At 72.0% G+C, this 13,941-nt stretch carries 12 protein-coding genes and 1 pseudogene; 6 read left to right on the forward strand and 7 right to left on the reverse strand.

Going from position 1 to position 13,941, the window contains the following annotated elements; genetic code table 11:
• Positions 1 to 72: 72 nt before the first annotated feature.
• Positions 73 to 1,914, reverse strand: a complete 1,842-nt coding sequence (locus tag AB0J66_RS28090) for an adenylyl cyclase (RefSeq protein WP_364666587.1) — start codon at positions 1,912 to 1,914, stop codon at positions 73 to 75.
• Positions 1,915 to 2,214: 300 nt separating this feature from the next.
• Between AB0J66_RS28090 and AB0J66_RS28095 the strand changes: the two genes are divergently transcribed.
• A complete protein-coding gene (locus AB0J66_RS28095) occupies positions 2,215 to 3,546 on the forward strand; it encodes an FAD-binding oxidoreductase (RefSeq protein ID WP_364666589.1) in 1,332 nt (443 codons plus the stop codon).
• Positions 3,547 to 3,665: 119 nt separating this feature from the next.
• Positions 3,666 to 4,277 (forward strand): peptidoglycan-binding domain-containing protein, encoded by a 612-nt coding sequence (locus AB0J66_RS28100; RefSeq protein ID WP_364666591.1) that lies wholly within the window; start codon positions 3,666 to 3,668, stop codon positions 4,275 to 4,277.
• A 12-nt stretch (positions 4,278 to 4,289) separates the two neighbouring features.
• Here AB0J66_RS28100 and AB0J66_RS28105 read toward each other — a convergent pair whose 3' ends face one another.
• The 3 genes from AB0J66_RS28105 to AB0J66_RS28115 all read right to left on the reverse strand — a co-directional run bounded on the left by AB0J66_RS28105 (position 4,290) and on the right by AB0J66_RS28115 (position 6,887).
• Positions 4,290 to 5,039 (reverse strand): ABC transporter ATP-binding protein, encoded by a 750-nt coding sequence (locus tag AB0J66_RS28105; protein ID WP_364666593.1) that lies wholly within the window; start codon positions 5,037 to 5,039, stop codon positions 4,290 to 4,292.
• Positions 5,012 to 5,842, reverse strand: coding sequence for an ABC transporter permease (locus AB0J66_RS28110; protein ID WP_364666595.1), 831 nt, complete (start codon positions 5,840 to 5,842; stop codon positions 5,012 to 5,014). The genes AB0J66_RS28105 and AB0J66_RS28110 overlap by 28 nt, the downstream gene beginning before the upstream one ends.
• Positions 5,843 to 5,936: 94 nt before the next feature.
• Entirely contained in the window at positions 5,937 to 6,887 is a 951-nt protein-coding gene (locus AB0J66_RS28115; RefSeq protein WP_364666598.1) for an aliphatic sulfonate ABC transporter substrate-binding protein, read from the reverse strand.
• Between the two features lie 144 nt (positions 6,888 to 7,031).
• On the opposite strand from AB0J66_RS28115, the gene AB0J66_RS28120 reads away from it, so the two are divergent.
• From AB0J66_RS28120 to AB0J66_RS28130, 3 genes and pseudogenes are all read left to right on the forward strand, one after another.
• Positions 7,032 to 7,667 (forward strand): hypothetical protein, encoded by a 636-nt coding sequence (locus AB0J66_RS28120; RefSeq protein ID WP_364666601.1) that lies wholly within the window; start codon positions 7,032 to 7,034, stop codon positions 7,665 to 7,667.
• Complete coding sequence (locus AB0J66_RS28125) at positions 7,664 to 8,248, forward strand: RDD family protein (RefSeq protein WP_364666604.1); 585 nt, start codon at positions 7,664 to 7,666, stop codon at positions 8,246 to 8,248. The genes AB0J66_RS28120 and AB0J66_RS28125 overlap by 4 nt, the downstream gene beginning before the upstream one ends.
• 374 nt (positions 8,249 to 8,622) lie before the next feature.
• Positions 8,623 to 8,796: pseudogene (locus AB0J66_RS28130) on the forward strand (ion channel); the annotation flags it as partial.
• Positions 8,797 to 8,830: 34 nt separating this feature from the next.
• Here the strand turns inward: AB0J66_RS28130 and AB0J66_RS28135 are convergent.
• Entirely contained in the window at positions 8,831 to 9,772 is a 942-nt protein-coding gene (locus tag AB0J66_RS28135; protein WP_364666606.1) for a LysR substrate-binding domain-containing protein, read from the reverse strand.
• 91 nt (positions 9,773 to 9,863) lie between these two features.
• On the opposite strand from AB0J66_RS28135, the gene AB0J66_RS28140 reads away from it, so the two are divergent.
• On the forward strand, positions 9,864 to 13,253 hold the full coding sequence (locus AB0J66_RS28140) for a bifunctional proline dehydrogenase/L-glutamate gamma-semialdehyde dehydrogenase (RefSeq protein WP_364666609.1): 3,390 nt from the start codon (positions 9,864 to 9,866) through the stop codon (positions 13,251 to 13,253).
• A gap of 60 nt (positions 13,254 to 13,313) precedes the next feature.
• On the opposite strand, the gene AB0J66_RS28145 is transcribed toward AB0J66_RS28140, so the two are convergent.
• Both AB0J66_RS28145 and AB0J66_RS28150 read right to left on the reverse strand, forming a co-directional pair.
• A complete protein-coding gene (locus tag AB0J66_RS28145) occupies positions 13,314 to 13,688 on the reverse strand; it encodes a hypothetical protein (protein WP_364666612.1) in 375 nt (124 codons plus the stop codon).
• A gap of 4 nt (positions 13,689 to 13,692) precedes the next feature.
• On the reverse strand, positions 13,693 to 13,941 hold the full coding sequence (locus tag AB0J66_RS28150) for a hypothetical protein (protein WP_364666615.1): 249 nt from the start codon (positions 13,939 to 13,941) through the stop codon (positions 13,693 to 13,695).

Consider the following 13,941-nt stretch of genomic DNA (forward strand, 5'->3'; position numbering starts at 1 on the left):
GGGTGCCTTTCCCCGCCAGGAGGCATCCACGAAAATGGGCCCGGAGATCTCCGGGCCCATTTCCCGCAGCGGCTAGGAAGCCGGGTACTCGTCGACGTAGACCGGCACGCCGATCTTGGTCGTGTCCGCCGCCTCGCCCACGCCGTTGACGACGTGGTCGATGGTGCCGGCGGCCAGGTTGACCGTCATGATGTGGTGCAGCTTGACACCGGGACTCCTCGGCACCTCGAAGCCGTTCTCGGTGTGGATCGACGGGTTGTTCTGGTTGAAGACGTAGACGCCACCGCCGTACAGCGTGTGGTTGCGCACCTTGTCGCCGACCTTGTAACCCGCGTAACCCTCGACCTTGCCGTTCATCCAGTCCGCCTGCGTCGGCGGGTCGTACGGAAGCTCGTTCTGGTAGAGGATCGTCGTGCCCTTCTCGCCGTTCCAGACGGTGTTGTACTTCTGGAAGTGCTCGACGAACAGGCCCGTCGCGACCACGTTGTTGCCGTTGATCACGGCGCCGTAGCGGCCGGTGTTGGTCTTCCAGCGCTCGGTGTCACCACCGGTGAAGCCCTCGACGCCGTGGTCTGCGCGCCACACCCAGGTGTGGTCGATGAGCACGTTGTCGCTGTTGACCTCGAGCGCGGTGTCGGTCTTGCCCACGTGCGGGCCGCCGACGCGGAAGTAGACGTCGCTCAGCGTCGTCGGGTTGGCCGGCGAGCTGATCTTCAGGCCGTTCTTGTTGCCGACCTGCAGCAGCGTCTTGGACTCCTTGAGCCCGGCGTCGATGGTGACCCCGGCGACGATCACGCCGGGCACGTCGGCCACCTTCAGCGGCGTGGCCCCGTTGACCGCGGTCAGCGTGGCGTGGCCGATGCCGAGCACGACCTGGTTCGGCCGCAGCACCTGGATGCTCTGCTTGATGTTGTAGACACCCGGCGTGAACAGCAGGTTCTTGCCCAGCAGGAGCTGGGCGTTGATCAGCCACTCGGGGTCGGACGGCTTCGCGACGAAGAAGTCGCTCAGCGGGATCGTCCGGCCGGCGGTCTGATCCTCGGTCCACGACGCGCCGCTGGTGTTGCGGTGCGCCGACGGAACGCGGACGTTGTACTTGCCCTTGGCGTCGACGAACAGGTAGGGCTTCTCCCGGCTCAGCGGGGTCTGCTCGACCGTGGTGTACGGCGGGTTCGGGAACGCCGAGTCGTCGGGCGCGCCCTGCACACCCGAGAAGACCTGGTTCCAGACGCCGTTCGACCACTCACCGACGGTGCTGTTGCGGGTCAGCCACTGCTGCTGCGAGCCGTTGGTGACCGCCCCGAACTTCGAGTCGGCGATGAAGCCGCCGCTGGCGTACTGCGGGCCGGCGGTGCAGTAGTCCATCAGCGTGAAGCCGCCGTCGACGTTGAGCCGGCGCAGCGACACGGCCTGCGAGACGGCCCAGAAGTTGGCGCCGGCCCGGCACCCCTCCTGACCGGCCCCGTTGACCTTGATGGACAGGTTGGACAGCGTACGCCAGAAGTTGACCAGCGCCAGGCAGTTGCTGGTGCCACCGTCGGCCAGGCAGCGGTTGTAGACCTCCACCTTGCCGTTGATGACCACGTCGTTGGGGGACGCGCCGAGGCCGGAGACCTCGGTGTAGTAGCCGACCTTGATCTGCAGCGGGTGCTCGTCGGTGCCGTACGTGCCCGGCTTGAACAAGAAGGCGTACCGCTGGGTGCCCATCTCGTTGTCGACCTGCTGCGCGTGCGCGGCGTCGAGCTTGGCCTGGATCTCGGCGATCGGGGTGCTGGGATCGAAAATCGTAACGTTGGCGCCGAGCGACGGTGCGCTCTTATCCACGTGTGACGGTGCTGCTGAAGCGGATGTGCCGGTGAGCGAGGCCGCGATGACCACGGTCAGCCCGACGGCGAGTAGACGCCGAAGGCGCATGCGGTGGGGTCCTTCCGTTAACGGGGAGGCAACAAACTGGATCACAGGAAGCAATAGACGCCGCGCCATGTCAAGGGATGCCCATGCGTGAATCCACCCGTGATCGGACATCTCGCCGTGGTTTCGGAACGACGTTGCCCGAACGGTCAACAAGCCCGGGCGAACGGCCCCGGTACCGGTTCCGGAATCGGTGCCGGACCCCGTCCCCGCAAGGGGCCCGCAAGGTCGTTGTTAAGCGGATCGCAAGCGACACTCGGCACAGTCAGGGCGACGAACCGGTAAGCCCTGAGAGGAACCACCATGAACGATCTGGCCCGGCCCGGCGAGCCCCGCTACAACGAGCTCACCGCCGGCTTCAACGCCGCCATCGTCGCCAAGCCGGCCGCCGTCGTCGAGGCCCGCGACCCGCAGGACGTCGTCGCCGCGGTCCGCTTCGCCGCCTCCACCGGCCACGCCGTCGCCGTGCAGGCCACCGGCCACGGCCTGGCCGACACCCTGGACGACGCGATCCTCGTGCACACCGGCCGCCTCGACGAGTGCGTCGTCCACCCCGACGGCTGGGCCCGGGTCGGCGCCGGTGTCCGCTGGCAGCAGGTCCTCGACGCCGCCGCCCCGCACGGGCTGGCCCCGCTCTGCGGCTCGGCCCCCGGCGTCGGCGTGGTCGGCTACACCACCGGCGGCGGACTCGGCCCGGTCGCGCGCACCTACGGCTGGGCCTCCGACCGGGTACGGGCCGCGGAGATCGTCACCGGCGACGGCGAGCTCCGCCGGGTGACCGCCACCGAGCACCCCGACCTGTTCTGGGGCATCCGGGGCGGCAAGGGCGCGCTCGGCATCATCACCGCCCTCGAGTTCGACCTGGTCCCCCAGGCTTCGCTCTACGCCGGCGCGTTGTACTTCGACGGCGCCGACGCGGCCGCCGTGCTGCACGGCTGGCGCTGCTGGACCCCGTCGCTGCCGCTCGAAGCCACCACCTCCCTGGCGTTCCTGCAGCTGCCCCCGCTGCCGGGCGTCCAGCCGCCGCTGGCCGGCCGGTTCACCGTGGCCGTCCGCTTCGCCTGGACCGGCGCCCCGGACGGCGGCGCGGCCGTGCTGGCCCCCATGCGGGCCGCGGCCACCCCGCTGATCGACGCCGTGCAGACCATTCCGTACGCCGCCCTCGGCATGATCCACGCCGACCCGGCCGACCCGATGCCCGTCCACGAGGCCACCGACCTGCTGCCCGCCCTGCCCGCGCCGGCCGCCGACGCCCTGCTCGCCGTCGCCGGCCCCACCGCCGGCTCCCCGCAGGTCATCGTCGAGCTCCGCCACCTGGGCGGCGCCCTCGCCGCGACACCGGAACACCCGAGCGCCCTCTGTCACCGCGACGCCGCCTTCAGCCTGGTCACCATCGGCGTCCTGGCCCCACCCGTCGCGGCTGCCGTCCCCGCCCACGCCGAGCAGATCCGCGCCGCCCTGGCCCCCTGGACCACCGGCGGCGCCCTGCCCAACCTCGGCGCGGGGGTGGGGGCGGACCGCCTGGCCCGCTCCTACGACCCGGCCACCCTGGCCCGCTTGACCGAGGTGGCCGAGCGCTACGACCCGGCCGATGTGTTCCGGGCCGGCCAGGTCCCCCGCCGTACGGCCGCCTGAAGGGTCTTCAGGCCCCGTGGGCGGCTGATTATCATCCGGGCGGGCGACAAGTGGCTCCCGCCCGCCCGGCCGCACGTTACGTTCACCCCGTGTTCCAGCAGCTCAGACGGGGAGACGTCATGCGCATCAGAAAGTTCCTGCTGAACTCCGGCCTCACCCTGGCGGTCGTGGCGAGCGGGGTGCTGGTGAACGCCGGGGTGGCATCGGCCAACCCCGGGATCCGCTGGATCGGGCCGTCGGCCCGCTACGCCAACCCGCCCGAGGGGGTGCGCTGCGTGCAGGAGGTGGTCGGGCAGGAGACGGACGGCCAGTTCGGCGACGCCACCTACGCCGCGGTGCGCAATTGGCAGGTGGAGCGGCGCTTGCTCGCGGACGGCATCGTCGGGCAGGCCACCGGCGATCAGATGATCATGGCGTTGCCGGAGGAACGGCGGTTCTCGTGCGCGCAGTACCTGCCGACGACCTTCCTCCTGATGGACGACCGCGGGGACACCCAGCAGGGCGCGACCGTGCAGAACGTGGAGCCGGACGGCGACATCGGCGCGGCCGTGGCGATGGGCCAGCCGGTCGGCAAGTGCGTGGTGAACGGCGTGAAGAGCACGTTCACCGGCCCCGGCCGCCTGGCCAAGGTGATCTGGAAGCGCCGCCTGCCGACGCCGGCGGAGTGGAAGGCCGCGCCCAATCCGTGGACCTTCAGCGGCGGCGTCCTCTGGTGCGCGCTGGTCGGCTGATCGGGTCGAGGGTCAGGACGCCGACGGCACCGGGACTCCGAGCAGACCCAGCAGGCGGCGGCGGAGGCGGCCGAAGCCGGGAGCGTCGGGGGCGCGCGGGTGGCTCAGGTCGACCGGGAGGTCGGCGGCGATCACGCCGCGGTCCAGGACGAGGGCCCGGTCGGCCAGCAGCAGGGCCTCGTCGACGTCGTGGGTGACCAGCAGGGCGGCGAAGCCGTGGTGGGAGCGCAGGCGCTGGAAGAGTTCTTGCATGCGCAGGCGGGTCAGGGCGTCCAGGGCGCCGAACGGCTCGTCGAGCAGCAGGACCTCGGGTGAGCGGGCCAGGGCGCGGGCGAAGGCGACACGCTGGGCCTGGCCGCCGGAGAGTTCGGCCGGCCAGGCCCGGGCGCGGGTGTCCAGGCCGACTTCGGCCAGGGCGGCGGTGCAGGCGGCGCGGTCGGTCACGCCGAGCGCGACGTTGTCGAGGACACGCTTCCACGGGAGGAGGCGATGTTCCTGGAAGACGACGGCGTGCCGGGCCGGCACAGCGAACTCGCCGGTGGCGTCGGGGTCGAGGCCGGCCAGGACGCGCAGCAGGGTGCTCTTGCCGGAGCCGCTGCCGCCGAGCAGGGCGACGACCTCGCCGGCGCCGATCGAGAGGTCGACGCCCGCCAGCACCGTGGCCGGGCCGAACGATCGCCGCACACCGAGGGCCCGGACCACCACCTCGCCGGCGTCCGAAGCGACATCGGAACCTAGGTGGCCTTGAGCCCTTGACGCCATCCGAGGGTCCTCCTCTCCAGGGTGCGGATCAGGACGTCGGAGAGCAGGCCCAGCAAGGCGTACACGAACAGGCCGAGCACGACCACGTCGGTCTGGCTGAACTCGCGGGCCTCCATCATCAGGAAGCCGATGCCGTTCTGCGTGTTGGTCTGCTCCCCCACCACCAAACTCAGCCAGGCCGCCCCGATCGACAGCCGTAGACCCAGGAAGATCGAGGGCAGGGACCCCGGCAGTACGACGTGACGGAGGCGTTGCCAGGTGTTGAGGCCGCACGTGCGGGCGGCTTCGACGAGGCGCTGATCGATGTCGCGGATCCCGGCGTACGTGTTGAAGTAGAGCGGGAAGAACGCGCCCAGGGCGACCAGGGTGATCTTCATGGACTCGCCGATGCCGACCCAGATGATCAGCAGCGGGACCAGGGCCAGGTGCGGCAGCATCCGGCCCATCTGGATCGGCGGGTCGAGGACGTCGTCGGCCACCCGCAGCAGCCCGGCCGCCGAGCCGAGCACGAGGGCGAGCACGCCGCCGATGGCCAGGCCGATCGCGGCCCGGGTGAGCGAGTCGAGCAGGTGCGCCCCGAGCGTGCCGTCGGCCGCCAGCCGCCAGCCGGTGCGCAGCACGGCGCTCGGGGCCGGCAGCTTGTCCTCGCCGATCAGCCCGGCCCGCGACGCCGCCTCCCAGCCGGCCAGGATCACCAGTGGGCTGACCAGCCGCTGCCAGCGCGGTCGCCGCCGCCGCGCCGGCGTCGCCACCTGGGCGACGTCGTCGGCCACCTCGGTGTCGGGCGTGCTCACTAGCGTCACGACGCCACCCCACCAAGAACCGGCCCCACGGCGCGGCGCCCCGAGATGGGGACGGGCGCGGCGGCGCGATGGGCCGAGGTGGGGGCGGGGCGGGTCATGGGGCGGTTCCGGCGAAGCGGGAGTCGACGAGCGACTTCATGTCGACCCGGGCCGGGATGAGCTTCAGGGTGGCGAAGCCGTCCGCGATGGCCTGGAGCTCGGCGCCGATCTCGGCGGTGAGCGGGTCGACCGGCTGGGCCGCGCGGGCCAGGGCGCGCTTGGTGGTGGGCTCGTCGATCTTCAGTTCGGGGGCCAGGACGGCCGCGCGCTCGTCGGGGTGGCCGAGGCCCCAGGCGGTCGTTTTTTCGTACGTCTGGAGGAAGGTCTTGATCTGCTCGGTCTTGGCGTCGGCGGCGTCCTTGCCGACCAGCAGGTATTCGCGGTTGTTGGCGACACCGGTGGCGTCGGCCAGGATCTGGACGCCGGGCTGCTCGGCCAGGGCGAAGTACGGGTCCCAGATGATCCAGGCGTCGACCTGGTCGTTGTCGAAGGCGGGGCGCCCCTCGGCCGGCTTGAGGTATTTGACGTTGATGTCGGCCAGCGTCATGTGGTTGGCCTCCAGCAGCTTGAGCAGCAGCCAGTGGACGTTGGAGCCCTTGTTGAGGGCGACCGTCTTGCCCTTGAGGTCGGCGAATGACTTGTAGCCGCGGGCGGCCTTGACCAGCACGGCCTCGCTTTTCGGGGAGGGAGCGCCGACGCCGGCGATGACGAACTGGGTCTTCGCGGCGGCGGCGAAGATGGGCGGGGCCTCGCCGGTCTGGCCGATGTCGATGGCCCCGGCCTTGAGGGCCTCGGTGAGGGCGGGGCCGCTCTCGAACAGCGACCAGGTGACGCCGGGGGCGTCGCCGCGGGCCTTGACCAGGCTCAGGCCGCCGAACCGCTGGTAGCCGACACGCAGGCCGGCCTCGTCGGCGGAGGAGCCGGTGGAGTCGCCCTTGCCGCACCCGGTGAGAGCCAGGGCGGCGGCCAGGGTCGCGGTGGCGAGGAGCGCAAATGATCGACGCATGCCCATGAGCCTATCTAACCGATAGGAGATAGGGGAAGGCGCTCTCATCCCCGCGAGATGCTCTCATCCCCGCAAGATGAGGCAGGGCGGTTCGGCCGGGCGGCACGATGAGCCGACGGCCCGCGACCGGATGGGGTGAGCGCGATGGCGGACGGTCTCGGCAGGTGGCGCGACGCGGCGCTGGGCGCGGTCTTCCAGGCGCAGGACGCCACGATTCGGGTCTTCGTCGAGGTACGCGACGCCGGGGCCGGCCGGGCGCGAAGCGTGGGCGCCGGCGCGGCCGGACGGATCGACGCGGCCCGGTCCGGTGCGGCCGGACGGGTCGACGCGGCCCGGTCCGGTGCGGCCGGACGGCTCGAAGCGGCCCGGTCCGGTGTGCTGGAGCGGTTCGGCGGCATGGCCGCGCGGGGCGCCGCCGAGCGGGAGAATGCCACAGCCGAAGTCCTCGGCCGCGCCCAGCGGGCCCGGGCGGCCTTCGACGCGGCCGTGATGGCGGTGGCGACCTCCGAGCTGGCCGACCGGGTGGTCGACGCGCAGCTCGAGCGGGTGCTGCGGCCGCTGGTCCGGACCATCCTGGACGACGTGCTGGCCCTGCTGGCCGAGGAGCCGGAACGGATCCAGCCGCTCGTGCGCGGTCAGCGCGACACGATGGTGGACGAGCTGGTCGGGCGGATCCGCAATGGCGCCGCAGCCGGGGACAGCGCGGTCGACCGGGTCACAACCCGGATGCTGCGGCGCGGCGGGGAGCCGGTCCCGGTGCCACCGGCCGACCCACGGTGAACGAGCCCCGGCCGCCTCTGAGCGCCTCGGCCGCGCCGATCCGCGCGGCCCCCGACCCCGCGCAGAGGCGCGCGGCAGATGACCCCGCGCGGAGGCGCGCGGCAGATGACCCCGCGCGGGCCCCGGCCAGCTCGAACGGACACTCGGCGAGACGGCCGGCGCTGACCTACGCCGGCCCGGTCAGCCGGCTGGTCGCCTACCTGGTCGACGCGCTGCTGGTCACCGGTTTCGGCACCGGCGCGATCGCGGTGCTGGCCCTGGTCGGCGAGGTGGCCGGCGTGGTCGCCCGCGACCTCGAAGCCTTCCTCACCGGGGCCTACGCGCTTCTGCTGCCGGCCGTCTTCGCGGTCTACTGCGCGCTGTTCTGGCTGCTGGCCGGCCGCACCCCGGGGATGGCGCTGCTCGGCCTGCGGGTGGTCACGGCCCGGGGCCGTCCGGTGCGCTGGTTCCCGGCGCTGGTCCGCGGGGTGCTGCTCGCCTACTTCCCGATCGGGGCGGCCTGGATGCTCGTCGACCGGCGGCACCAGGCGATCCACGACAAGGTGGCCCGGACCGCGGTGCTGCGCCCGAGCCCGGGATGATCGCGAAACGCTCGTACCTGCCGGTGATCGTCCTGATCGCCGCCACGTACGTGCTCGCCACCTCGCTCAGCGGGTACTGGTCGATCTCGGTGGTGCTGCTCGTGCAGGCCGCGACGGTCTGGTACGCCCTGCGCGTGTCGGTCGCCCGCCGCAGCGTACGGGCCGTGGCCTCTGTCGTCCTTCTTCTCTCGCTGGTGACCGCGGCCTGGAACGCGGTCGCCGACGCCGAGAGGCTGCTGCTCGCGGCCACGTTCGTCAGCGGCAGCGCCCTCTATGTGATCGCGCCGGTGGCGATCGTGCGGGACGTGGCCCGGCGCCCGGAGGCGGATCGGGAGCTCATGCTGGGCGCGCTCTCGGCGTACCTGATGCTGGGCATGGCCTTCGGCTTCGCCTACCGGTGCATCGCGACGCTGCAGGCCGGCCCGTTCTTCGGCCCGCAGACCGGCGACGGCACGCTGGCCGATTCGCTGTTCTTCAGCTTCGTCACCCTGACCACCACGGGGTACGGCAACGTGGTGCCGGCTGGCAACCCCGGGCAGACCCTGGCCGTCCTGGAGGCCCTCGTCGGCCAGCTCTTCCTCATCACCGCGGTGGCGAAGGTGGTGGAGGCGTGGCATCCGAAACTGTGGCGCCGGACCGCGCCGTCTCCTCCAGCGTCGTCCGGAACGCCCGCGCCGCCGGTGACGCCGAGCCGGCCAGACGCTGGGCGGTGAAGATGGTCCGGCGCGGGAGGGCGGGCAGGTCGAGCAGGCGGCACGAGGTCTGCCGGCCGGCCCAGACCAGGTCGGGGATGAGCGCGACCGCGTTGCCGGACTCGACGAGGCGGATGTGGGCCTGCAGGTCGGCGGTCTCGTAGCGTACGTCCGGCTCGAAGCCTGTGGAACGGCAGAGCTGCTCGGCGAAATGCCGCGAGGCGGCGCCGCGCGGCTCCATCACCCACGGCATCTGCCGGGCCTCCTCCAGCGACGCCACCGGCCGCAGCGCCACCTCCACCGCCGGCAGGGCGAGCCGGATCGGGTCGGTGGTCAGCGGGCGGCGGTCGAGGCCGGGATGGTGTGGCGCGGCGTGGGCCGGGTATTGCTCGGCGATCACCATGTCGAAGTCGCGGGCCCAGGTCTCGCGCAGCGCCTCCTCCGGTTCGCGCTGCACCATCTCGACCCGGACGTCGGGGAAGCGGGTGGCCATGGCGAGCAACGTCGCCGGCATCAGCGCGAGCGCCGCGGACTGGAAGACCGCGACGCGGACGCGGCCGCTCACCCGCGTCACCGAGGCCTGCAGGCGGGCCTCGGCCCGTTCCAGGGTGTCGAGGACCTCGCTGACCGACTCGACCAGCACCTCGGCCTGCGGGGTGAGCTGCACGCCCCGGCCGGCCTTGCGCAGCAGCGGCATGCCGGCCTCCTTCTCCAGCTGGCTGAGCTGCTGCGACACGGCCGACGGGGAGAAGTTGAGGGCCTCGGCGACGGCCGCGATCGTGCCCTTGATGGCCAGCTCGCGCAGTAGAACGAGACGCCGGATCTCAAGCATGGTCGACCCCCGGAAAGCGTAAGCAGAAGTGAAGAGTACTCGTCATGAACCGTCGCTTTTCCTGAACGGAACCCGGAAGGACACTGTCGGCATGACTGACGTCGCCCACTCCCCGGCCAGCACTCCGGCCGCGGACAATGATCTCGCCACCGAGGCGGTCGCCCTGGTCCGCCGCTGGCTCCACGAGGCCGCGTCGATCCCGGTGGGCGGCTCGGCCGCACAGCTCGCGGGCGTCCTGAAGGACCCCAAGGGTCTCGCCTTCACCGTCGGGTTCGTCGACGGCGTCGTCCGCCCCGAGGATCTCAAGGTCAGCGCCCGCGCCCTGCACACCCTCGCGCCGGACGTGCCACGCTTCCTGCCGGCCCCGCTGCGGGCCGCGGTCCGCCTCGGCGGCGCCCTCGCCCCGGTCATGCCGGGCGTGGTCGTGCCGATCGCCCGCCGCGTGCTGCGCCGCATGGTCGGCCACCTGATCGTCGACGCCACCGACGCCAAGCTCGGCCGGGCCATCACCAGGATCAAGAAGCGTGACGTACGGCTGAACGTGAACCTGCTCGGCGAGGCCGTCCTCGGCCGCGGCGAGGCCACCCGCCGCCTGCGCGAGACCGAGCGCCTGCTCGCCCGCGACGACGTCGACTACGTGTCGATCAAGGTGTCGGCCACCGTCGCCCCGCACAACCCGTGGGCCTTCGACGAGGCCGTGGGCCACATCGTCGAGCAGCTGACCCCGCTGTTCACCCGGGCCGCGACCGCCCGCACGCGCAAGTTCGTCAACCTCGACATGGAGGAGTACAAGGACCTCGACCTCACCATCGCGGTCTTCACCCGCCTGCTCGAGAAGCCCGAGCTGCACGACCTCGAAGCGGGCATCGTGCTGCAGGCGTACCTCCCGGACGCCCTCTCGGCCATGATGCGCCTGCAGGAGTGGTCGGCCGCGCGCCGGGCCGACGGCGGCGCCGGGATCAAGGTCCGCCTGGTCAAGGGCGCGAACCTGCCGATGGAGCAGGTCGAGGCGAACGTGCACGGCTGGCCGCTGGCCACCTGGCACAGCAAGCAGGACAGCGACACCAACTACAAGCGCGTCCTCGACTACGCCTTGCACCCCGACCGGATCGGCAACGTGCGTCTGGGGGTCGCCGGCCACAACCTGTTCGACGTCGCGTACGCCTGGCTCCTCGCCGGTCGCCGGGACGTCCGCGCCGGCGTGGAGTTCGAGATGCTGCTCGGCATGGCCGAGGGCCAGGCCGAGGTGGTCCGGCGCGAGGTGGGCGGGTTGTTGCTCTACACCCCGGTGGTACGCCCGGAGCAGTTCGACGTGGCCATCGCGTACCTGATCCGCCGCCTCGAGGAGGGCGCGAGCAGCGACAACTTCATGTCGGCGGTGTTCGAGCTGGACAAGAACGAGGCCCTGTTCAACCGGGAGCGCGACCGCTTCCTGGCGTCCCTCGCGGCTCTGGACGACGCCGTGCCGCCGCCGCATCGCGTGGCCGACCGGTTCGCCGCCGTCGCGCCGTCTCAGCCGGGCCACTTCGAGAACACGCCGGACACCGACCCGTCCGTCGAATCCAACCGTTCCCTCATCCGGGACGTCCTGGCTCGGGTGCCCTCCTCCTCCCTCGGCGTCGCGACCATCGAAGCGGCTCGCGTGCGGGACGAGAGCCGGCTCGACGCCGTCCTCAACGGCGCTGTCGCGGCCGCTTCGGCCTGGGGTGGGCTTTCGGGTGCGGCTCGGGGCGAGATCCTGCATCGCGTCGGCGAAGCCCTCGAAGCCCGGCGGGCCGACCTCATCGAGGTGATGGCGTCCGAGACCGGCAAGACGGCCGACCAGGCCGACCCCGAAGTCTCCGAGGCGATCGACTTCGCCCACTACTACGGCGAGCGGGCCGCCGGCCTCGACCATGTCGACGGCGCGACCCACGTGCCGGAGAAGCTGACGCTGGTGACCCCCCCGTGGAACTTCCCGGTCGCCATCCCGGCCGGCTCGGTGCTGGCCGCGCTGGCCGCCGGCTCCGCGGTCGCGCTCAAGCCGGCCGGTCCGGCCGAGCGCTGCGGCGCGCTGCTGGCCGAGATCATCAAGCCCGTGCTGCCCGACGCCGACCTGCTCACCCTCGTCCAGGTCGAGGAGCAGACGCTGGGCCGCCAGCTCATCGGGCACGCCCTCGTCGACCGGGTCGTGCTGACCGGGGCGTACGAGACCGCGCAGCTGTTCCGCTCCTTCCGCCCCGACCTGCCCCTGCTGGCCGAGACGAGCGGCAAGAACGCCATCATCGTCACCCCCAGCGCCGACCTCGACCTGGCCGTCAAGGACGTCGTCGCCTCCGCCTTCGGCCACGCCGGCCAGAAGTGCTCGGCCGCGTCGCTGGTCGTGCTGGTCGGCTCGGTGGCCCGCTCGCAGCGGTTCCGCCACCAGCTGATCGACGCGGTCGAGTCGCTGACCGTGGGCTGGCCGGCCGACCCGGAGAGCCAGGTCGGCCCGGTCATCGAACCGGCCGCCGGCAAGCTGCTCGACGGCCTGACCAAGCTCGGCCCCGGCGAGAGCTGGCTGCTCGAGCCCAAGCGCCTCGACGACTCCGGCCGGCTGTGGAGCCCCGGCGTCCGCGACGGCGTGCGCCGCGGCTCGGAATACCACAAGACGGAGTACTTCGGCCCGATCCTCGGCATCATGACCGCGGCCACCCTGGACGAGGCGATCGACCTGGTCAACGAGGTCGACTACGGCCTCACCTCGGGCCTGCACACGCTCGACCCGCAAGAGCTGGCGACCTGGCTCGACCGCGTCCAGGCCGGCAACCTGTACGTCAACCGGGGCATCACCGGCGCCATCGTCCGCCGCCAGCCCTTCGGCGGCTGGAAGAAGTCCGCGGTCGGCGCCGGCACCAAGGCCGGCGGCCCGAACTACCTGGCCGGCCTCTCGTCCTGGCAGCCCGCCCCCTCGACCGCGACCGCGCCGATCGACCACCCGGTGGTCCGTCAGCTCGTCGCCGGGGACGACTACCTGACCCGCGCCGCGCACAGCGACGCCGCGGCCTGGGCCGACGAGTTCGGAAAGCTGGCCGACGTGTCCGGTCTGTGGGCCGAGCGCAACGTGCTCCGCTACCTGCCCGTCCCGGTCTCGATCCGCCTCGCCGAGGGCGCGCCGGCCCCGTCCCTGCTGCGCGTGATCGCCGCGGGCCTGCGGGCCGGAGCGCCGCTCCGAGTGTCGTCGGCCGTCCCGGTGCCGGCGTCCCTGCCGGTCGAGGTGACCGTCGAGGACGACGCCACCTGGGCCCGAAGCCTGGACGGCGTCACCCGCGTACGGCTGATCGGAGGCTCCCTGGCTCAGGTCGCGGCCGCCACCGGAGGCCGCCCCGACCTCGCGGTCTGGTCCGGCCCGGTCACCGAGGCCGGCCGCCTCGAGATGCTCCCGTTCCTGCACGAGCAGGCCGTCAGCATCACCGCCCACCGCTTCGGCAACCCCGACAAACTGGCCGCCTCGGCCCTGTAGCCCCACCCGGCACCACGCCGAAGCCCTCCCCACCCCGCCAGGTGGGGAGGGCTTCGTCTTTCACTGCGCGTAGTAGGTGACCCACCAGTTCCCGATGACCACCCAGTCGACCTGGCTCACCGGCTGCACCCTCAGGCTGTTGTTCCCCGTGTAGGGGTAGGGCGGGTTGAACGTGCCCGTGGAGAACACGATCGAACAGGCCTGCGGGTCTTGATACCGCGATGTCGGCCGCGGCTCGATCACGCCGATCTTCGTGTTGTTGACCAGCACCGCCGCCGACGAGGCGAGCGCGTCGTAGCCGGTGAGCACCTCCATCTGCAGGACGGCGTACCAGTAGGCACGGACCACATAGATGGTCTCGGAGAAGCTGGTGAACGGGCCGCCGTCGACGTACTTGGGCACGGTCGGGTAAACCGAGATTCCGCAGTTGGCCATCTGTCTATCCCTTCGGCCAGATCGGCGCTCCTTGAGCGCGGAAGAGATCGTCGGCGGCCCGGGTCGCGTTCTCCCTCTCATCGCGCTCGGCGAGCAGTTGGTCGGTCGGGACGTCGCCTCGCATGGCCTTGAGGGCGTCCAGCCCCAGCACCGTGGCCAGCGCGGCGGCCCGCAGCCGGGGGTCGGCGGGCAGCGTGGCCAGGACCTCGGCGTGGTCCGGCCTCGATTGCCGTAGATGTTGTTCCAGATCCAC

This window comes from Actinoplanes sp. NPDC049598 (assembly GCF_040675435.1).
GTDB lineage: Bacteria > Actinomycetota > Actinomycetes > Mycobacteriales > Micromonosporaceae > Actinoplanes.